The organism is Pseudomonas helvetica (assembly GCF_039908645.1).
GTDB lineage: Bacteria > Pseudomonadota > Gammaproteobacteria > Pseudomonadales > Pseudomonadaceae > Aquipseudomonas > Aquipseudomonas helvetica.
This window is the reverse complement of record NZ_CP150917.1, coordinates 1,037,472-1,057,642: the sequence shown is the minus strand read 5'-3', so window position 1 is coordinate 1,057,642 and position 20,171 is coordinate 1,037,472. Positions and strand designations below refer to the sequence as shown.

Below are 20,171 nucleotides of genomic sequence, written 5' to 3'. Positions count from 1 at the left end.
GAAAAACAATAATAAGAGGTCAGCGTAAATGAGTGAATCAACGAGTCCTGTTCGTGTCGCAGTCGTGCAATTCGACCCACAAGTCGGCATAGAGAATCGTGAAGGGAATTTGCATCACAGCCTGGAACTGGCGCTACAAGCGGTCAATGGAGGGGCAAATCTCATCGTTATGCCCGAGCTTACAAATACCGGCTATTTCTTCAGCAATCGGCAGGATGCTTTCGACCATTCCGAGGCGGTTCCCGGCGGACCGAGTACGCAGAGCTGGGTAGATTTCGCCTGCAAACACAAGGTTTACCTCGTGGCCGGCCTGACCGAACGCGACGGCATGCGGCTCTTCAACACCGGCATTCTTGTCGGACCTGACGGTTTTATCGGGAAATATCGGAAAGCCCATTTGTGGAACCTGGAAAAACTCTGGTTCACTCCAGGCGACCTGGGCTTCCCGGTTTTTGATACACCAATAGGCCGTATCGGATTGTTGATCTGCTGGGATATCTGGTTCCCGGAAGTGCCGCGCATCCTGAGTCAGCAAGGCGCGGACATCATTTGCAGTTTGAACAACTGGGTCTGGACGCCTCCGCCGCTGTTCGATGACGCCGGCAAATGCATGGCTTCGTATCTGACGATGACGGCAGCTCACGTCAACAACGTGTTTATTGCCGCCGCCAGCCGGATCGGCGAAGAACGAGGCGCCCGATACCTGGGCTGCTCACTGATTGCCGGCACCAATGGCTGGCCGATTGGCGCAGTAGCTTCAGCGGACAAGCAGGAAATCCTGTTTGCCGACATCGACCTGACCAGCTCCCGTAGCGCCCCCATCTGGAACAACTTGAACGATCTGCATCGCGATCGTCGAGCCGATCTCTACGATCAAATGCTTGGTTACACCCAACACCCTTGTCTCCCGCGCTGATAAGGGGGTCATCACTCATGGACACCACAACCGAAAAACATCGGTTAAATCGGCTTGTCGGCAGATCGCCGTTTGATACTGCGATCATCCTCCTCATGATCGGCACGACACTGCTGATTTTCTGGCTTTCACTCACCAACCGCTCTTCCTGGTCAGCCCATTGGCCAGACTACAGTCACATGGTGACGAGCCTCCCCGAGCCGAGTGCCTGGTTGCGCTGGGTACTGGGAGACATCAGCGAGGTTGCATTCTACAAACACGAGTTCGCCTCTATTGGACTCTTGGCGGGAGCCTATCTGGCTTACTGGGCCAATCGAACGGGGAAATCCTGGCAAGGCTTTGCAATCTCCTATGGCAGCGGGCTATGGCCGTGGCTGATCACCAGTTCGCTGCTTGGACTGCTGTTGAGTAACCTGCTGTGGGGCTGGACGGTCACGGCCACCCATTGGCAACCGACGTTCGCAGCCTTTGTTTCACTGCCAGCGGCGATGGTGCTGATGTTTGGCGGTGGCTGGAAAGTGACGATCAACGGAGCCATCATGGGTGCCATTCTTGTCACCCCGATGTGTTTACTAATCGTTAACTACGTCTGCAATCCACTGGGCCTGCCAGCCGTGATCGGCAATGTCACGGGCATGGCCGCCGCCAGCGTCTTTGCCTTTCTACTCTGTCGTTACGTGCCGAGCCTGGTTAAGTCCGAGCAATCCGCCCCATCTGAGGAGTCATCCGATTCTGCGGCCACACCTGCCCGATCAAAGACGCCCGACTACGGAATCTTCTGGAGCCTGCGCCGGGTGTTGGCAGACTTTTCGGAAGCGCCCTTCTTTGGCAATGAACTGGCCAGCCTCGGCTTGTTACTGGGTGCATTGCTGGCATACACCTTGAACCCCATGGGTCCGGTATACGGCTCAGGTTTGCTGCCACAACTGATCGGAGCGCAGGCTTTAACCTCAGCTTTAGGCGTGGTGATCTGGCGTCGACAATGGATATTGCGCGGCTGGTATCCCACCTACATTCCGCTGGTGTCCGTAGTGCCGGCGGCGGTTCTGACCTATGGCGGCAGTTGGCAGGTAATAGGATCAAGTGCGCTGCTAGGGGCACTCATCGCGCCACCTTTGGCGTGTGTGATTGCCAAGAGGTTACCGGCTGATATGCACCCCTACATAGGGAATGTCCTGTCCATGGCCATCAGCACCTTGCTGATCGTTCCGCTAATCGGGTTCTTCATAACCCAATAAATTTCATGCCGCACTTCTCCCATTCAGCTGTACCGAAGTCCTGTCGCTCAAGACCGGGTACAGCCACCTTTTTAATCACACCCAATCGAACGAGGTATGACATGAACCTCCCCAAACTGGCTATTGCGGCGCTCGGCGGTACCGTGAGCATGCAAGCCAGGCATGCTGGTGAAGGTGTTATCCCGACCGTCAACGGTGAAACCCTGCTGGCCTCAGTACCGGAACTGAAGGAACTGGCCCGGGTGACCGTTGAAACACTCGGCCTATTCCCAAGTGCCTCACTGGATTTCGAGCTTTTGCTGAGCGTCCTTTCCTGGGCGAGATACCAGATTGAGCAAGGCGCTATTGGCGTTGTCATCACTCAGGGCACGGACACCCTCGAAGAAACCGCAACATTTTTCGACTACTTATGGGACCACGACGAACCACTGGTTCTGACCGGCGCCATGCGTTCGGCAGCCCAGGCAGGGGCCGATGGTCCGGCGAATCTGCTGGATGCTTGCCGAGTCGCACGGGCTGAAAACAGCCGTCAGCGAGGCGTTCTAGTGGTAATGAACGGCCAGGTTCACCAAGCGAGCGTCGTCCGCAAAACCGATTCATTGGCGTTGCAGGCGTTTTCCTCCCCTGTCACGGGTCCCGCAGGGATGCTTCTGGAGGGAACCGTCCGCTATCTACGCCAGCCGTCCCGCCGGAAGCCTTTACCCTTGCCACAACAGACAACACAGACGATTGCCATGCTGGAAGCATCTCTGTCTGCCGACACCTTGATGTTGGAAAACATCCTTGAACTGGGTTACGACGGGCTGGTGATTGCCGGTTTCGGCGCAGGACACGTCTCGGAGCGCTGGGCTGACGCCGTCGAAGCAATCGCAAAAGAAATCCCGGTCATCATTGCGACCCGGACCGGATCAGGCCCCACCGCTCAATCCTCCTACGGCTTCATCGGCAGCGAGATGGATCTGATCCGTAGAGGCGCAGCGATGGCTGGATTTCTTTGTCCGCGCAAAGCCAGAATCCTGCTTTGGCTGCTCGTTGGCTGCCAGCGACTAGATGAGCTGACCCGCTATCTCAACGACGACATCCGGTTTCAAAACTGACGCATAAAAAAGGGCCTGCAATGCAGGCCCTTTTTTATTTTCGAAACGTCCTACGGCTTGTGCGCCCGCGCCAGGAACTCGTGGGACTGCATTTCCAGCAGACGGCTGAGGGTGCGCTGGAACTCGAAGTTCAGGCGACCGCCGGTGTAGAGGTCTTTGAGTTCGACTTCAGCGGAAATGATCAGCTTGACGTTACGGTCGTAGAATTCGTCGACCATGTTGATAAAACGTCGGGCGATGTCGTCGGTGGTGACGCTCATCTGCTCTACGCCGCTGAGCAACACGGCGTGGAAGATCTTGCCGAGTTCGATGTAGTCGTTCTGGCTACGCGGGCCGTCGCACAGTTCGCGGAAGTCGAACCAGGCCACGTCGTCGCACGTACGCACGGCACGGATCTCACGGTTCTCGATGATCAGCACATCGTTCTCGATGGCCTGAGTGCATTCCGGCGTGAGTGCGCGGAAACTTTTGCGCAGGCTCTCATGGGACGCTTCGTCGAGCGGGGAGTGAAACAGCTCGGCTTGCTCAAGGTGACGCAGACGGTAGTCGACGCCGCTATCGACGTTGACGATGTCGGTGTTCTGCTTGATCAGCGCGATGGCTGGCAGGAAGCGCGCACGTTGCAGACCGTCCTTGTACAGACCGTCCGGTACGATGTTCGAAGTCGCGACCAGGGTCACGCCGTTCTTGAACAGCTCTTCCATCAAAGTGCCGAGGATCATCGCGTCGGTGATGTCGGACACGAAGAACTCATCGAAACAGATCACCCGCGCTTCGTCGGAGAAACGCTTGGCGATGATGGTCAGCGGGTTTTTCTCGCCGCCGAGGGTCTTCATCTCTTCGTGCACGCGCTTCATGAAGCGGTGGAAGTGAGTGCGGACCTTTTCCTTGAACGGCAGCGCTTCAAAGAAGGTGTCGACCAGGTAAGTCTTGCCGCGACCTACGCCGCCCCAGAAGTACAGGCCCTTGACCGGCGCCTGGTCTTTCTTGCCAAACAGTTTGCCGAGCAGGCCGGGTTTGTTCTGCGAGGCCGCGACCAGATCGTCGTACAGGCGCTGCAAATGACGCACGGCAGTTTCCTGGGCGGCGTCGTGGAAGAATTCCGGGCGTTTCAGATCAGCTTGATATCGTTCTAGGGGCGTCATAATTCGTTAGCAAGGCAACAAAAACGGGCCGACACTGTAGCGACGACCCTTGAGAATGGCAATCAGCCCTTGGTCGGGCCGAGCCGTTGATTATTCCTGAACAGGCGTCAACGCAACCCGCAAGGCGTCGATGGCGACATCCCGCGCAGTGCTGTCAGCAAACGCCGGGCTGTCGGCAACGCACTCGCCTTCGAGCCAGACGCTGAAGCTCAGGTCTTCACTGCGAACGTCCAGCGCCTGGCCGGATTGCAGTTGCTTGGTCACCTGGCCTGCGGTTTTGCCGTCAGCGAAGTTGCGCGACAACAGCAGTTGCTCGCCATCGGCCGCCAGCAGGCGGAAGCGGAAGCTGCCGTCGTCTTCACGGAAGCTGACGAAACGTGCGGCTTTCGCGGCTTTCTTCTTGGTGGTGGCCGCTACTTGCGTCTGCTTGACGAAAGAACGCAGGCCGACCGCTTCACGCAGCTCGTTGAGGAACGGCGTGGCCACGGCGCGAGCCTTGGCGGCACCGTGCTGCAGAATGTCTTCGAGGTCTGCCGGGCGATCGATCAGTTGGTAGTAACGCTCGCGGGACTCGCCCAGCTCGTTGTCGAGCAATTGGAACAGACGATTCTTTGCCTCGCCCCAACCCAGGCCCTGCAACAGTTCGCTGCGGAACTCGTCGGCCTGCGCCGCAGTGGCGAAAGCCTGGAACAGCGTGAACAGGTGCGAGTTGTCCGGATCCTTGGCTTCGCCCGGCGCACGGGAGTCGGTGACAATCCGCGAAATCGCGTCCTTCATCTCTTTGGCGCTGGAGAACAACGGAATGGTGTTGTCGTAGCTTTTCGACATCTTCCGGCCATCGAGGCCGGGCAGCGTGGCGACGCTTTCTTCAATCAGCGCCTCGGGCATGGTGAAGAATTCCTTGCCCTGGCCAAACAGGTGGTTGAAGCGCTGGCCGATGTCGCGGGCCATTTCCACGTGCTGAATCTGATCGCGACCGACCGGAACCTTGTGCGCGTTGAACATCAGAATGTCCGCCGCCATCAGCACCGGGTAGCTGTACAAGCCCATGGTGATGCCGGCATCCGGGTCTTCACCGGCTTCGACGTTCTTGTCCACCGAGGCCTTGTAGGCGTGCGCACGGTTGAGCAGGCCCTTGGCGGCGACGCAGGTCAGCAGCCAGGTCAGCTCAGGGATTTCCGGGATGTCGGACTGGCGATAAAACGTTACCCGATCCACATCCAGGCCACCGGCCAGCCAGGTCGCGGCGATTTCCAGACGCGAGCGCTGGATGCGCAGCGGGTCATCGCACTTGATCAGGGCGTGGTAGTCCGCCAGGAAGTAGAACGAATCGGCATTGCTGTCGCGGCTGGCGAGGATCGCCGGACGGATCGCGCCGGCGTAGTTGCCCAGGTGCGGGGTGCCGGTGGTGGTGATGCCGGTGAGGATACGCGTACGAGTAGTCATGGGTAATCGCTTATCAGACTGCAATCAATTCGAAAGGCGCGGCAGGATCAGATCCTTGAGATCGGTCAGCTTGCCGTGAAAAAAGTGTCCGCATTCTGCCACTTTCAGCAGCTCATGGGGGCGATCGAGGGCGTCAGACCAATCGTAAACCAGTTGCGGATCGATGACTTCGTCGGATTCTGGCTGGATCAGCGTCAGTTCGCCGTGCTGCGGCAGCTGATCCTGATCGCCCAGACGCATCACCGCCGGCGCGACCATGAACACGTGCTTGAGCTGCTCGCCCTTGGCTTCCAGGCGTCCGCCGAGGCTCGCCGCAACGAAACCACCGAACGAGAAACCGAACAGGGTCATCGGCAAACCAGGGTGTTTGGCGCGAAACCATTCGGCCACGGCTTGAGCGTCATCGACTTCGCCGGTGCCCATGTCATGCGTGCCGGCGCTCGCACCGACGCCACGGTAATTAAATCTTAATGTGATCAAACCGGCGTCGCGGGCAGTGCGCTGCAAGGTCGAAACGACTTTATTGAGCATGGTGCCGCCCTGCACCGGATTGGGGTGACAGATCAGCGCCAGGCCACGTGGCTCGGGGGAGTCCAGGTACAAGGCTTCCAGTTGGCCCACCGGGCCATCAATCAATACAGGGGTTTCACGCATAAGCAAGGAAGGAACTCCGTGACCTCTCGAAGGGTCGACTCGTCTAGCTAAAAGTCTGTGCCTGGCATGATTGCGATCTCGTCGCGGTATACAGCGCAGGTCCGAGCCGTTAACGTAAAGCAAAGCCGTTTATAGAGGAAGGACTCGTGGAACACTCGCTCTTAGTTTGGTTGTTGCCGACTCTTGCCCTGGTTGCCGGTGTCGCCATTGGTTTCCTGATCGCCCGCCTTCTGCCGAATGCCGCGCCTAGCAGCACGCAACGTCAGCTGGATGACATTCAGGAACGTTTTGACAACTATCAGAATGAAGTGGTCACCCACTTCAACAGCACCGCAACGCTGGTCAAGAAGCTCACTCAGAGCTATCAGGAAGTGCAAGACCACCTCGCCGAGGGTGCCAACCGCCTGGCCCTGGACGAACAGACTCGCCAACGCCTGCTGGCCGCCCTGCACTCCGAGGCCGCCGTGCAAGCGCCACGGGAACGTCTGACGCCGCCACGCAATCAGGAGCCGCCACGCGATTACGCGCCGAAAATGCCGAACTCCCCTGGCATGCTCGACGAGCATTACGGCTTGAAGAAATAACCCGGTTTCACGCGACATAAAAAAAGCCCTCGGACAGGTGATGTCCGAGGGCTTTTTTGTTGCTGTGTTTCCCGGTAATCCGTGAAGAACCAAAAAAAAGCCCACCCGATCTGCTGAGAATCGGGCGGGCTTTTTACACCTGGGGTTCAGTCAGGTTTTTTGTTACTGGTACTGCTGACCTTGCTGCTGGGCAGGTTGGCCATACTGCTGACCCGGAATCGCCTTGAGGTTAACCTCTACACGACGGTTCTGCGCCCGACCATTGACATCGCCATTGCTGGCAATCGGGTTATCCGGACCGGCACCACGTGCCGACAGGTTGGCACCGCTGACACCTTGCGACGTCAGGTAAGTTGCCACGCTTTGAGCACGACGCTGGGACAAGTCCATGTTGTGCTGACGGCTGCCGGTGCTGTCAGTGTAGCCGACGATTTCAATCTGGTTCTGACTGAACTCTTTAAGCGAACCGGCCAGGTTGTTCAGCGGCTGGTAGAAGCTTGGAGCGATGTTTGCCGAGTCGGTACCGAAGGTGATGTTGCCCGGCATGATCAGCTTGATCTGATCGCCCTGACGCTGCACTTCAACCCCGGTGTTGGCCATGCTGGCGCGCAGTTTCTTTTCCTGCTGGTCAGCGTAGTAACCGTAACCGGCGGCGGAAGCACCGACAACAGCGGCGCCAATCAGCGCGCCCTTGCCACGGTTGTTGTGGTCGATGGCTGCACCGGCCAAAGCACCGGCCAGCGCACCCAGGCCGCCGTACTTGGCGGTTTTGCTCATGCCCGTGGAGCCGCTGTCGGCCTGCCCCTGATTGTCATACGGGTTCTGGTTGGCACAGCCAGCCAGCATGGCCACGGCAGTAGCGACAATAATCAAACGACTCGAGGTGAACATGGAGAGCTCCTACTTTTACATTCTGTGGTGCAACGGACGTTGGCAATAGACCCCTGCGGGCGTTGGAACACGACCTAAGGCAAAAATTCCATCAGGCCATTACGCAGCCCGGAAAATCAGGCCCGCACAAAAGGATTTTCACGCATTTCATCGCCCAGACGAGTATCGGGACCGTGTCCGGTGATGACTGTCGCCTCTTCATCAAGGGTGTACAAACGCTGCTTGATCGAACGCACGATGGTCGCCTGATCACCGCCCCACAAGTCCGTACGCCCTACCCCGCGACGAAACAGCGTGTCGCCGGCAATCAGCAGCTTAGCCTCAGAAAACCAAAAGCTCATGGAACCCGGTGTATGACCCGGCGTGTGCAATGCCACGCCACAACCGCAGGCAAGCTCTTCATCATCGGCCAACCAACGATCCGGCGATGGCACCGGCGTGTATGGCACCCTGAACATCTGGCACTGCATCTCCAGATTGTCCCAAAGGAACTGATCCTCTTTATGCAGGTGCAACGTCGCGCCGGTTTTCTCTTTCAACTGGCCCGACGCAAGGAAGTGATCCAGATGCGCGTGTGTATGAATGATGCTCACCACCTTCAACCCCAACGCCTCGAGCCGCGCCAGAATCAACTCATGATTGCCACCCGGATCGACAACGATGGCCTTCTTGGTGATCGGATCACCGATGATCGTGCAGTTGCACTGCAACGGCCCAACGGGAAAGGTCTCGCGAATCAGAGCGGGTTTGGCAGCGTCCATGGGCGTTCCTGAAAAAGTTAATGGCACATTTTTGGTACCGTGCGAAAAGCGATGGCGAGGTTTAGAAAGAAAGGCCCCCACCAATGGCACGCCCAAATCAGACGTAAAGGTTGACCCCAACAGACACACACATTCAATACCCAGCTCGAAGCAAAACCCCGGGCGACCATGATAGAGCGGGAAATGGATGCCGGCGCGTTCGTCAGCCGCAGCGAAGCTGAAGCGACCCCGCTTGTGCATAGACTTCCTCTATCAGTCTGCGCGCAATCCCCTTAAGGTCTGAGTTTTAAGAGGGGGTAGCTCGAACGCTTGCCGAGCACTCCGAGTCAAGCAGCATTAATGTCAGCGTTTCACTCCAAAGCAGTGCGAGAGTTCAGGAAAGCAGCCATTGCGGACATCCGATGCGTACTGGCCCACTGCATCGCGGATAACAGCATGGGCATCGACATAACGTTTAGCGAAACGCGGTACGAACTCACCACCAAGACCCAGGATATCTTCGATCACCAGCACCTGGCCATCGCACGCGGGCGAGGCCCCGATTCCGATCGTCGGCACGCGCAGTACCTCGGTCAACTCTCGGGCCAGCGGCTCTGCTACCCCCTCCAGCACAATGCAAAAGGCCCCTGCTGATTCCATCGCCATGGCTGCCTCACAGATAGAGTCTGCCGATTGCTCATCCATACCTTGGGCTTTGAACCCACCCATGGTGTTGACGAACTGGGGCATCAACCCGATATGCGCCATCACTGGAATGCCCCGCTCCACCAGAAACTGCACGGTGGGCGCCATGGCCGCATTACCTTCCACTTTTACCGCTGCGACATTCGCTTCCTTCATCAACCGCGCTGCACTGCGGAAAGCCTGAGCCGGCGACTCCTGATAGGAGGCGAACGGCAGATCAGCCACCACACACGCGCGACGTGTAGCACGCACTACCGCGCGACTGTGTTGGATCGTCTGATCCAAAGTGAAATCCAGTGTGTTGGGCTGCCCGTAGGCAACCATCGCGGTCGAATCCCCCATCAGGATAACGTCGACAAATTCGTCAACGATTTCAGCGAGCGATCGATTGTGCGCGGTCAACGACACGATCTTGCGGTTGCCCTTGCAAGCCCTGATGTCGGGTACGGTTAGACGGCGGGTTTCACTGATTGCGGTACTCATGAAGTTAGCTCCTCGCGAAAATAGCGTTGAAGGAAGGACCTCTTAAATCGACGCGGACGCCAATTCGGCTCTGGGCGATACGCCCGTCATCTGGTCGAAGAATTCGACTATCAGATCAAGTGTGTGGGCGGTCTGATCAAGATGCGGCGAGTGTCCGCAATCGATCAGGCAATGCGGGGTGACCACTGCGGGTACCTTGCGTTGAATCGCGCTCAGCTGCGCCAGCGTTCCGTACTCGTCTCGATCTCCCTGCAACAACAAGACAGGGCAATGGATATCGGCCAGGCACGGCTCAATATTCCAGTCAAGAAAATGATCGGACCTCCAGACACTGCTCCACCCCTCGAAGACTGCTTTGGGGTCGGGGTGAAACAGAGCGAGTTGTCGTTCCAGGTTCCCGGCCAGGAACGAATTTCGCGCGGCGTCGATGCCGCTCAAGGTGATGGATTCGACGAAAACATGTGGCGCAAACAGCACCAGCCCCGCAACAGGGAATTTGCTCGCATGGAGCAGCGCGATAGACGCGCCATCGCTATGCCCCACCAGCACTGGATTGCGAAGCTGCAGTTTTTCCAGCAGTTCAGGCAATACCTGCTGCGCCTCCACGTGCATATAGTCAGAACGACGTGGCAAATCCGCTCGAGACGAGTGACCGTAACCATAGCGGCTATAAGTGAGCACTCGGCGTCCGGTCATTGCTGCCAGTCGATAAGGGAAACGTCGCCACATCGCAATGCAACCGAGCCCCTCATGCAGCAGTACAAGCGGAGGAAGATCTGACTCACCGTCGATCAGCAAATAATCAATTTCTCCGCCATTCAGCGAGATCGTCGCCATCATTCACCCCCTACTGCGATAGGCAAACCGGGTGCCGGGCCAAGCCCCAAAACCGCACGGCTGCTGAAAATCACCAATATCGTCACCAGTGCGCCGAACAGGCCAATGGTTGAAGACATATCCCATACGGACAAAAGCAAACCCACCCCGACCACGGGCACAATCAACCCCAAATAGGCCGCGACGAAAAAGCCTGAACTGACCTCCGCAATACGATCGGCAGGAGACAACATCGTCACCAGTCCCAGACCTGCGCGCAGCACCATGCCCGCACCCATCCCTCCCAAGACCGCTCCCCCCAGGAACAAGGACAAGGATGCAAAATGAAAGGCCAGCCAGACACAGGCCAAAGCCAAGGGCAGCAGCCAGACACCAACGGGAACGACTCGACGGGGCGACAATCGCAACACCAGCAACTGGCCGATTGCAGCACTGCAGAAAGTCAAAAAGACAATGCCTCCGCTCAACAGAAGGCCACTGTGATGCAATCCAATTGCGAGGAAACGACCAGCCAGTGCGGCGAACAAGCCAAGAAAGCTAAAGCCGCACAACACCGACATTGCCACGGCCATAAAGGCTTGCCGCATCTCACTCGGTATCCTCAATCGCTGCAATCGCAACGGTGGACGAGTACCTCCGTGGATCACTGTTTCGGGTAGCCATGGCAACAGCAAACCCGGCAACAGCATGAACAGCAGCGCGATATAACTGGCATGGAGCGGCTGCGCGGCCGTCTCTGCCACCCAGCCAGACAGTAACGCCCCAAGCCCCAAACCGCTCATGTTGCTCAAGCTGGAGATCAGCGCCGCGAGTGACCGATTACTCAGCAACTCGCTCAGATAGGCAGTCGTGGCCCCCACCATCAACCCTACTGCCATCCCGGACAATATTCGCCCGACGAACAAACCGGCTAACGTGGGCCAGAGCAAAAAACTCAACAGACTGGCAAATGTCAGCCCGAGCCCCAGCCCCAGCACTGCGCGTCTGCCCAACAAATCAGACAATCGACCAAACACCATCAGTTTGAACAGGATGGCGAGTGCGTAGGACGCGAATACCAACGTCACCACAAATGGAGACAAGCCTAATTGCGTGGCATAGAGCGGATACAACGGTGTCGGCAAGGTCCCCACCATCATCACCACCAACAACAGATAAGTGCTGAGCCAGGCGGCGCGTCTGAATTGGGTTGAGACTCGCATGAATCACTACCAGTTAATCTGTCGTGCATCGAACAGATTAACCCCCAGTTGGGCCTTGCCTAAGTACTCCAGACAGTCCATTGGCTTGGCCGGCATAACACTGCAAAAGAACGATTCGCGCAGGAATCGTTCCAGCGGTCGGCTACGATTCAATGTGCTCGCACCACAAATCTTGACCGCCGCCATTGCCATCTTTGGCGCAAGCTCACCGATGAAGTACTTGGCAGCATGCACAGCGGCATTCGCCTCTATCGTTCCGCGCCGTTGCACGATGAGTGTGCCGGCCTCATTCAGCAACGCTCGACCCGCTTGCAACTCAGCCGATAGCCGGCCTACTTCCTGATGGATCGCGCTGGATTCGAGTTGGGAAGGCGTGGAACGCACGGCCTCGGTGATGTGTTGCAGCAACGCGGTAGCAATCCCAAGATAAACACCGGTATAACCGGAAATCATCCAATGAGGCTCACGTACCAGCTTGAATAAAGACATCCCTTCGACTGCCAGAAACAAACGCTGGCGGGTCAAAAGTACATTTTCAAAAGTCATGCTGGCGGTCTGGGTACCATTCATGGCAAACCCGTCCCAAACTTGGCCGTAACGCACACCTTCGTCATTGCGACCGACCACGAAGTGGCTGATTTCGCTGTCGCTGTCGTTACCCTCAGGTTTTGCCGTTACTACGATATAGTCTGCAGCGCCTGCCAACGACACGAAAGACTTGTTGCCATTGAGCAGGAAGCCGCCTTCATGCGGGCGGTAATGTGTCTGGATACCTCGCAACCGCGCACCACTACCCAGCTCTGACGTCGCAGATGCAAACATCTTGTTGTGCGATATCACCTCATCAAATACCCAGGAGCGAAAGGCATCCGCAGCCGCTGACAGCGATTTCCCCGCCGACTCACATAACGAGCCAAGCGCCACATTGTGCATATTGAATCCCAGCGCAGTTGCCGCGTCATACTGAGCAAGTCGCGCCAGAACCTGGCTATATTCCATATAATTCAGACCCGCCCCCCCAGCCTCGCGAGGGATCAGCAAGCCCAACAGACCAGACTCCTTGATCAGTTGATAGCTCTCGCTACTATCCGATTGTTGGTTATCTACCAACGGAGCCAAGTCGACCAGCCGTGTACCGATGCGATCCACCAACGTGAGAATTTCATCGATTTGATGTGGCAAAGCCATATGCGTTGACCTTATGTATATGATTCAAAAACTCTAGCGAGCGCTCAGTTCTCGACTGGCAAACCAGCCTGGCGCGCCACGCTGATACGTAGCAGATCGTTCGCCCCCGCATAGGTCATTGACGCCAATGGGCTGATGAGATCGATCGCCCGACCGGAATCGGCGATGTAAGAACGCACACCACCTAACTGGGCTGCCAACTGCGACAGCCGCGTAAAGTCTTCAGAAACCGAAATCTTTACCATCGCGGCCTCACCGCTCAATTGACGAATCGTCACCCCGGCATCGATGCGCCGCGCAATGCCGTAGAGCAGTTTTCGCGAACGGTAAAGGTACATGCTCATGTCGGCCACATGCCCCGCCACCAGGTGACTGGAGCTCATGGATCTACCGAAGTGAATTCGCTCCCGGCTCCACTCCACCGTCTGATCCAGCATCCTGTGCATGGGGCCTAGTGCATACCCCATCAGCAGCGCTCGTTCCCAGGTCGTGGTCGCGGTCATTACAGAGAAACCCGCCCCCTCGCCTCCCAACAGGCTGTGCTCTTCCAACCGCACACCGTCAAAGGTCAACACCCCCATCGGTACGCCGGGCAACGCGGTCTTGTCCAGCGGCTCACTGCGCACTACGCCCGCATCCGACAGGTCAACCAGTGCGACTGATAAATCGAATGGTGATCGGCCCTTGCCGGTACGAACGAACACCAAAGCGTGATCGGCTACCGGGGCGGCGGTAATGAAGCGCTTCTCGCCCGTCAACCGATAACTACCGTCCGCCTGACGTTCAGCCACGGTTTCCATCGACTTCGGATCACTACCGCCCTGCACTTCAGTCAGCGCGTGACACAACAGCGTCTCTCCGGTTTCCAGGCCTGCCAGTTGTTTGCGCTGTTCGGCATTCAGCCAGGGCTGCATAGGCAATTGCATACCGAACAACTGTGAAGCCAGCGCATAGCAAAGGGCAGGACTCAGACCGCTCATGCCCAATCCTTCCACCATCGCGAGCTTGTTTGTCACGGTGCTATTGGAGGTGCGCAGCAGCCCTGTCGCCGCTGCCAGCAACCATTGCTCGCGGAACGTTTTGCCTTCCAGCTCAGGCAACAAAGCCTGACCCTGGATGCAACTCTCCTGCACCGCTTGTTCAACTAACTTGTCTTCGTCTGCGAACAGCATCACTCGCCCTCTCTGTTATCGGCACAGACTCAAGCGAGCTCGACCAGGGCGGCCTCAATGACGGCCCATAGTGCGGCCGGCGTGCGAAATGAAGCCGCGACAACTTTGTTTTCGGGGAACGCTATTTCGAACTTTTTCTCAACGTCGGCGACAATGGATATGATCGTGAGAGAGTCCAGCCAGCCTTCCTCCAATAGCGCCGTATCCGGTACCACATTAAGGTCTGCACCTTGATATTGAGTCAGCAGATTCGAATGAATCAGCGCGCACAGCGTTTCAATGTTCTTCATTACTTGTCTCTTCCATGTTTACACTCAACATGCTTAAAGCACGTCGATCTATTTTGCCGTTGGCAGTCGCCGGCAACTTTCGCGCCATATGAACTCCATCCGGTTGCATCCTCTTCGGCAATGCTCCGCTCAAGCCGCGAACAATCTCATCACGACCTGTACTTGCACTCACCACGTGTACCCAGATCTCACAGTCCGGCGCTGTGCCATGGCGAACTACAACGGCGGCAGTTTCAACACCTGGCAAGGCCAATACCGCACTTTCTATGTCCAGAAGATCAATGCGGTGGCCGCGACGCTTCACCTGATGGTCTCGTCGACCTTGCAGATGAAAGCGACCATCCGCCGCCTGATACCCGATATCCCCCGTGCCATAGGCCAACCTTTCCACTCCATCGCGGAAGTACACTGCACGGCGGGCATCGCGACAGATGCCATCAACCAGATAACCAGCGAATACCGTCGGCCCTGCAACGAAAATCTCACCCTCCGACGCTGCGCGACCGTCGTCACCGATGATGTCGACTTCCACTCCATCAATCGCCCAACCGATCGACGGCAAAACCGTCTCGATACTCGGCAGGCTCACCTGTTCTGCGGTGCACACATTGGTTTCCGTAGGCCCATACAGGTTGTAGAACGGCAAGTCGGGGAATGCAGTCAGATAGCGCTTAAGCAGTTGTGGCGGGAACGGTTCACCCGCGTACAACGCGGCGCGTAGTGCAGACGGCCTCGCTTGCTCAATCCCGCCCTGCTGTAGCAGCATCTGGTACAAGGTGGGTACTGCGTAGAACACTGAGATACACTGCTCACCCAGCCAGCGCGTCACATCGCGAGGAAAAGTCTTGAGGTAGTCTGGCAACAGGCAAAGACAGGCGCCGGCCAGTGCGGTCGAGAACAGATCGAAGGTCGTCAGATCGAAGGTGAGTGCCGCTTGTGATCCAACACGGTCTTCACAGTCCAGAGCAATTGCGCGTGCCGCCCAGGCAGCAAAATGCAGGACGTTGGCATGCGATAGGTATACACCCTTGGGCGCGCCGGTACTGCCTGATGTAAACAAAACATAGCCACCCTCGCACCCGGCATGTCGACGTGGTTGTCCTCGCAAGGGGAACAGCCATAGATCGCCCACTGCGCGAGCGTCGCCAGACTGACCATGAATGGAAACCACCCTGGAGGCTGCTGCCTGGCTTGCAGGGGTAGCCAATAAAAAATCCAGGTCGGCGTTGGCCAACATCCGTGCACCCCGTTCCGCGGGGTCCTTGACATCCATCGGAGCGACTAATGCCCCCAGCCTTAATGCGGCATAAATAGCCACAACAGCGGCTGCGCTCTTCGCAATATAGATGCCTACTCGATCACCGGCCTGCACGCCTTCCGCACGCATCAACTCGTATAACTTATTAACCGTTTCGTTCAGTTGTTGATAGCTGAATGACGCATCTTCCGCTTGTAGCGCGGGCCTCTGTGGATAGCGCTGTGCAGATTCAACCAGCGTCTGATCAAGCCGAATACAATCACTGAACAAGGTTGGCCTCTACTACTGATTTGATGTTCCCCGTCTTGGCATCCGGACGTTTTTGGCGGGGCGATAGTAGAAGCATTTCTCCAACCGGAGTGAGTGAACAATTTTTATAAACTCTATGCGGAAATGGAATACAAGATGGACCTGAAGAACTTGCGCTATTTCGTGGAAGTGACTGAGCATGGAAGCTTCTCGAGGGCATCCCACACTATTCACGTCACCCAATCGGCACTTAGCAAAGCCGTTCAATTACTCGAAGAAGAACTGGGTACGACGCTATTGGTTCGCAGCCGTCCAGGCGTGCCGTCACGCTTGACCCCGTCGGGTGAAGTGGTATTCCGCCATGCCAAAGGATTACTGAACCGCAGCAAGCAAATGCTGACCGACGTAAACCTGCTCAATAGCCTCGTCACCGGCGTCCTTCGGCTGGGGTTACCCCCTTTAGGCAGTACCGATCATATAGCGGTCGTGTTGACCGAGTTTCGGCGACGCTTTCCCCAAGTGGAACTCCAATTGTGTGAACAAGGAGGCCAAGCCCTGGAAGAGGCCGTTCGCAAGGGCGAGATAGAGCTGGCTATCAGTCTGCGACCAGAGGGCGACGACCTGGCTTGGCTGCCGATTTGTGAGGAGCCACTCGTTGTCGTCCTGCCGCCTCGCCACCCACTCGCCAGCCGCCATCGACTGACTCTGCCAGATTTGGCGCATCACCCATGGGTACAGCTGCAGGGCGCCTCTATCCTCAATCACCGTATCAAGCTCTGTTGCCCTGCTCTGGACGTCAGTCGCCTACAGGCAGCCAAGAGCGACAACCTGGCCTTTTGCCTGTCATTAGTGGCCGCGAATGCAGGCCTGATGGTATTACCCAGGCTATTGGCTCAACACCATATCCCACCCGGTGTGGAAATCGTCCCGCTCGAATGCGCCGAACTGCAGTGGCAACTCGTCGTAATCTGGCGCAAAAACGCACAGCTGTCGGTAGCGGCACAGCAATGGCTTGAACTGTTGGCAACCGACGCTGGCCAATAACCTGGCAAATCCTCGACGTCGCTCCCGGCGCCAAAAAACAAAGGTCTGAACAGAAATGCCCCACCGCTTTTGCTGAACAGGTGTTGGCCGATGCACGGCGGGGTGTATATAGTCGCCCCCATTGCAACCCGCCGGCCCATTCCAAGGAAGAGAATGATGAGTGACCTGCACACCCTTACGGCCGCCGAACTGCTGGCCCGATTCGCCAGCCGGCAACTCACTCCCATCGACTATTACGACCAGCTCCTGACCCACATCGACCGCTGGGAGCCGCAGATCAATGCGCTCTACGCCTTCGACCCGCAACAAGTGCGTCAGCAGGCCCAGGCCTCCACCGAACGCTGGAACAAAGGCCAACCCAACGGCGCCCTCGACGGTGTGCCGGTGACCCTCAAGGAACTGATCGCCACCGAGGGCCAGCCCATCCCGCTGGGTAGCGCCGCCACCCGCCTGACGCCTGCGCTGAAGAATGCACCGCCCGCCGCGCGCTTGCGTGAAGCCGGGGCAATCATCCTGGCCAAGACCACCGTTCCGGATTTCGGCATGCTCTCTTCGGGCCTTTCCAGCTTCCACGGCATCACCCGCAACCCCTGGAACACAGCCAACAACCCGGGTGGATCGAGTGCCGGGGCCGCCGCTGCTGCAGCTGCCGGTTACGGGCCTCTGCACGTTGGCACTGACATCGGCGGATCGGTGCGGCTGCCCGCGGGCTGGTGCGGACTGGTCGGTTTCAAGCCGACGCTGGGGCGCATCCCCATCGACCCGTATTACACCGGCCGCACGGCCGGCCCCATGACCCGCACGGTCGATGATTGCGTGTTGTTGATGCAACACCTGGCCCGCCCCGATTCGCGCGACGCTACCAGCCTGCCACCGCTCACCACTGAGTGGAGCAATCAGCCGCTGTCGGTAAAGGGCCTGCGTGTCGGCCTGATGCTCGAACCCGGCACCGGCCTCGCACCTGAAGATTTCGTCTGTAACGCCGTGGAGCAAGCAGCGCGGCTGTTCGAAGCCCACGGTGCCAAGGTCACAGTGATTGCGCCGATCATGGACCGCGCCCAGCTCGACGGCCTCGACCAGTTCTGGCGCGCTCGCCAATGGGCTGAGCTGTCGGCCTTGAGCAGCGAGCAATTCGACAGAGTCTTGCCGTATATCCGCGACTGGGCCGCCCCAGGCGCCGATATCACCGGCGTGGAAGCCGTACGGGGCTTCAACCAGACCTTCGAAATGCGCCGCCGCGCCGCGCAGTTGTTCGACACATTCGACCTGGTGCTCTCTCCCACCAACCAGATCAACGCCTTTGCGGCCGACTGGCCGTCACCGAGCAATGACCCGCAGCAACCGTTCGAACACATCGTGTTCACGGTGCCCTGGAACATGGGCGAACAACCGGCGCTGTCGATCAATTGCGGTTTCGCCGACGACGGCATGCCCATTGGGCTGCAGATGATCGCCCCGCGCTTTGCCGATCAGTGGCTGCTGCAAATCGCCAAAACCTACGAAAACTGGCGTGGCGCAATCCACTGCTGGCCGAGTCCTGCCTGACTTCGGCCCCTCAAGAACGCCCCTCCCACCTTGTTGTTCCAGGCCTTCCCGGCCGGAGCGCTATCGACCTGAAAGGCAACGGAATGCCCGTACAACCATTGACTCGCCCCGATCCTGCACGCGATACACCCACGCCGGGCGCCGGCAAAAAAAGCATCTTCGCTGTCGTCCTGGGTAACGCCGTGGAGTTTTTCGACTTCGGTGTATACGCAACGTTTGCGGTGATGATCGGCCACACGTTTTTCCCGTCCGACAGTGCCTTCGTCAGCCTGATGCTATCGGTCATCGCGTTCGGCACCGGCTTTATCGTCCGGCCCCTGGGTGCGGTGCTGATCGGCGCCTACGCCGACCGCGTCGGGCGCAAACCGGCGATGCTTTTGACCCTGGTGATGATGGCTGTGGGCACCGGCAGCATCGCGATATTGCCCGGCTACGAGACCATCGGCATCGCCGCGCCGATCCTGCTGGTGGTCACCCGCATGATCCAGGGCCTGGCCTGGGGCGGTGAAGCCGGCCCCGCCACTACCTACATCCTTGAAGCGGCGCCCCCCCACAAACGCGGCACCTACGCCTGCTGGCAAGTGGTTGCCCAAGGCGTCGCCGCGATGGTAGCCGGGCTGGTGGGGTTCACCCTGACAAAAGTCCTGTCCCCGGAAGACCTCAATAGTTGGGGCTGGCGTGTACCGTTCGTGTTCGGTCTGCTGGTGTTGCCGATCGGTATCTACATCCGTCGCAATCTTGCTGAAACCTTCCACGGCCACACCGAACAAACCCGCACCGGCGATCTGGTACGGGAAATAGTCGGCAAACACCGGCGCGCTCTGGTGTTGGGGCTGCTGATTCTTTCCGGCAGCACCATCACCCAGTATTTCCTGAACTACATGACCACCTTCGCCCTCACCGAATTGAAGCTGCCCACCAGCATTGCCATGCTCTCGACCCTGGTGGCCGGCGCCGCCATGGCTGTGTGCGCGGTGGCCGGGGGCATGCTCTGCGACCGCTTTGGGCGTCGGGTGATCCTGATGACGCCCCGAGTGGTGTTGCTGTTGATCCTGTTCCCGGCCCTGCAACTGATGACCGAGCACCCCAGCTCGGCGACCTTCCTGCTGACCCTGGCGGTACTCTCGGGCCTGCATGGCATGAGCGGCGCAGCGTTGATCGTGCTGCTGGTGGAGAGCTTCCCGAAATCGGTGCGCGCCACCGGTTTCTCCATCGTCTACGCCTTCGGTGTCGCAGCGTTTGGCGGTACGGCGCAGATCATCATTACCTGGCTGATCGGCACCACCGGTGACCCGATGTCGCCAGTCTGGTACCTGCTGATCGCTAACCTTGTGTGCCTGACCGCCGCCTGGTTCGCCAAGGAAACGCGTCCGTCGCTGCCCGAACGCCCCGCCCGCGAAACCCTGCTTGCAGAAGCCCAGGTCCGCTGATAAATGCGCCCCGGGGCCTTCCCGGGACGGTTGCCTTACATCTGATTTGTATGGGAT

General features: G+C 58.1%; 19 protein-coding genes. 7 read left to right on the top strand and 12 right to left on the bottom strand.

Features of this window, described 5'->3' with window-relative positions; translation table 11 throughout:
* Positions 1-28 precede the first annotated feature (28 nt).
* From AABM55_RS04740 to AABM55_RS04730, 3 genes are all read left to right on the top strand, one after another.
* Positions 29-916 carry a nitrilase family protein gene (locus tag AABM55_RS04740; RefSeq protein ID WP_054595695.1) on the top strand — a complete coding sequence of 296 codons (888 nt, stop codon included), beginning with the start codon at positions 29-31 and terminating at the stop codon, positions 914-916.
* 17 nt (positions 917-933) lie between these two features.
* The gene (locus AABM55_RS04735; protein WP_347928950.1) at positions 934-2,154 is read left to right on the top strand and encodes a hypothetical protein; all 1,221 of its coding nucleotides are present in this window, start codon (positions 934-936) and stop codon (positions 2,152-2,154) included.
* Between the two features lie 101 nt (positions 2,155-2,255).
* Positions 2,256-3,251, top strand: coding sequence for an asparaginase (locus AABM55_RS04730; RefSeq protein WP_054595693.1), 996 nt, complete (start codon positions 2,256-2,258; stop codon positions 3,249-3,251).
* A 50-nt stretch (positions 3,252-3,301) separates the two neighbouring features.
* On the opposite strand, the gene zapE is transcribed toward AABM55_RS04730, so the two are convergent.
* From zapE to AABM55_RS04715, 3 genes are all read right to left on the bottom strand, one after another.
* Positions 3,302-4,396, bottom strand: coding sequence for a cell division protein ZapE (gene zapE, locus AABM55_RS04725; protein ID WP_054595692.1), 1,095 nt, complete (start codon positions 4,394-4,396; stop codon positions 3,302-3,304).
* Positions 4,397-4,486: 90 nt separating this feature from the next.
* Positions 4,487-5,842: a tryptophan--tRNA ligase gene (locus tag AABM55_RS04720; protein WP_347928949.1), complete on the bottom strand. Its 1,356-nt coding sequence runs from the start codon at positions 5,840-5,842 to the stop codon at positions 4,487-4,489.
* A 24-nt stretch (positions 5,843-5,866) separates the two neighbouring features.
* Positions 5,867-6,496, bottom strand: coding sequence for an alpha/beta hydrolase (locus AABM55_RS04715; RefSeq protein ID WP_054595690.1), 630 nt, complete (start codon positions 6,494-6,496; stop codon positions 5,867-5,869).
* A 146-nt stretch (positions 6,497-6,642) separates the two neighbouring features.
* Between AABM55_RS04715 and AABM55_RS04710 the strand changes: the two genes are divergently transcribed.
* Complete coding sequence (locus AABM55_RS04710) at positions 6,643-7,080, top strand: YhcB family protein (RefSeq protein ID WP_054595689.1); 438 nt, start codon at positions 6,643-6,645, stop codon at positions 7,078-7,080.
* A 162-nt stretch (positions 7,081-7,242) separates the two neighbouring features.
* Here AABM55_RS04710 and AABM55_RS04705 read toward each other — a convergent pair whose 3' ends face one another.
* From AABM55_RS04705 to AABM55_RS04665, 9 genes are all read right to left on the bottom strand, one after another.
* Positions 7,243-7,971, bottom strand: a complete 729-nt coding sequence (locus AABM55_RS04705; protein ID WP_347928948.1) for an OmpA family protein — start codon at positions 7,969-7,971, stop codon at positions 7,243-7,245.
* A 116-nt stretch (positions 7,972-8,087) separates the two neighbouring features.
* Positions 8,088-8,732: an MBL fold metallo-hydrolase gene (locus tag AABM55_RS04700; protein WP_054595687.1), complete on the bottom strand. Its 645-nt coding sequence runs from the start codon at positions 8,730-8,732 to the stop codon at positions 8,088-8,090.
* Between the two features lie 342 nt (positions 8,733-9,074).
* Complete coding sequence (gene panB / locus AABM55_RS04695; protein WP_054595686.1) at positions 9,075-9,899, bottom strand: 3-methyl-2-oxobutanoate hydroxymethyltransferase; 825 nt, start codon at positions 9,897-9,899, stop codon at positions 9,075-9,077.
* 42 nt (positions 9,900-9,941) lie between these two features.
* On the bottom strand, positions 9,942-10,739 hold the full coding sequence (locus AABM55_RS04690) for an alpha/beta hydrolase (RefSeq protein ID WP_347928947.1): 798 nt from the start codon (positions 10,737-10,739) through the stop codon (positions 9,942-9,944).
* Positions 10,736-11,938 carry an MFS transporter gene (locus tag AABM55_RS04685; RefSeq protein ID WP_347928946.1) on the bottom strand — a complete coding sequence of 401 codons (1,203 nt, stop codon included), beginning with the start codon at positions 11,936-11,938 and terminating at the stop codon, positions 10,736-10,738. Before AABM55_RS04685 ends, AABM55_RS04690 begins: the two co-directional genes overlap by 4 nt.
* Before the next feature lie 6 nt (positions 11,939-11,944).
* Positions 11,945-13,126 carry an acyl-CoA dehydrogenase family protein gene (locus AABM55_RS04680; RefSeq protein WP_347928945.1) on the bottom strand — a complete coding sequence of 394 codons (1,182 nt, stop codon included), beginning with the start codon at positions 13,124-13,126 and terminating at the stop codon, positions 11,945-11,947.
* A 44-nt stretch (positions 13,127-13,170) separates the two neighbouring features.
* Positions 13,171-14,298 (bottom strand): acyl-CoA dehydrogenase, encoded by a 1,128-nt coding sequence (locus AABM55_RS04675; RefSeq protein ID WP_347928944.1) that lies wholly within the window; start codon positions 14,296-14,298, stop codon positions 13,171-13,173.
* A gap of 29 nt (positions 14,299-14,327) precedes the next feature.
* A complete protein-coding gene (locus AABM55_RS04670) occupies positions 14,328-14,588 on the bottom strand; it encodes an acyl carrier protein (RefSeq protein ID WP_347928943.1) in 261 nt (86 codons plus the stop codon).
* The gene (locus tag AABM55_RS04665) at positions 14,575-16,116 is read right to left on the bottom strand and encodes an AMP-binding protein (protein ID WP_347928942.1); all 1,542 of its coding nucleotides are present in this window, start codon (positions 16,114-16,116) and stop codon (positions 14,575-14,577) included. The genes AABM55_RS04670 and AABM55_RS04665 overlap by 14 nt, the downstream gene beginning before the upstream one ends.
* Before the next feature lie 93 nt (positions 16,117-16,209).
* Here AABM55_RS04665 and AABM55_RS04660 point away from each other — a divergent pair, with 93 nt between their 5' ends.
* The 3 genes from AABM55_RS04660 (at position 16,210) to AABM55_RS04650 (ending at position 20,114) form a co-directional block, all read left to right on the top strand.
* Complete coding sequence (locus tag AABM55_RS04660; RefSeq protein ID WP_146016070.1) at positions 16,210-17,139, top strand: LysR family transcriptional regulator; 930 nt, start codon at positions 16,210-16,212, stop codon at positions 17,137-17,139.
* A 156-nt stretch (positions 17,140-17,295) separates the two neighbouring features.
* Positions 17,296-18,684 carry an amidase gene (locus tag AABM55_RS04655; protein ID WP_347928941.1) on the top strand — a complete coding sequence of 463 codons (1,389 nt, stop codon included), beginning with the start codon at positions 17,296-17,298 and terminating at the stop codon, positions 18,682-18,684.
* An 83-nt stretch (positions 18,685-18,767) separates the two neighbouring features.
* Positions 18,768-20,114: a citrate-proton symporter gene (locus AABM55_RS04650; RefSeq protein ID WP_347928940.1), complete on the top strand. Its 1,347-nt coding sequence runs from the start codon at positions 18,768-18,770 to the stop codon at positions 20,112-20,114.
* The last annotated feature ends 57 nt before the right edge of the window (positions 20,115-20,171 follow it).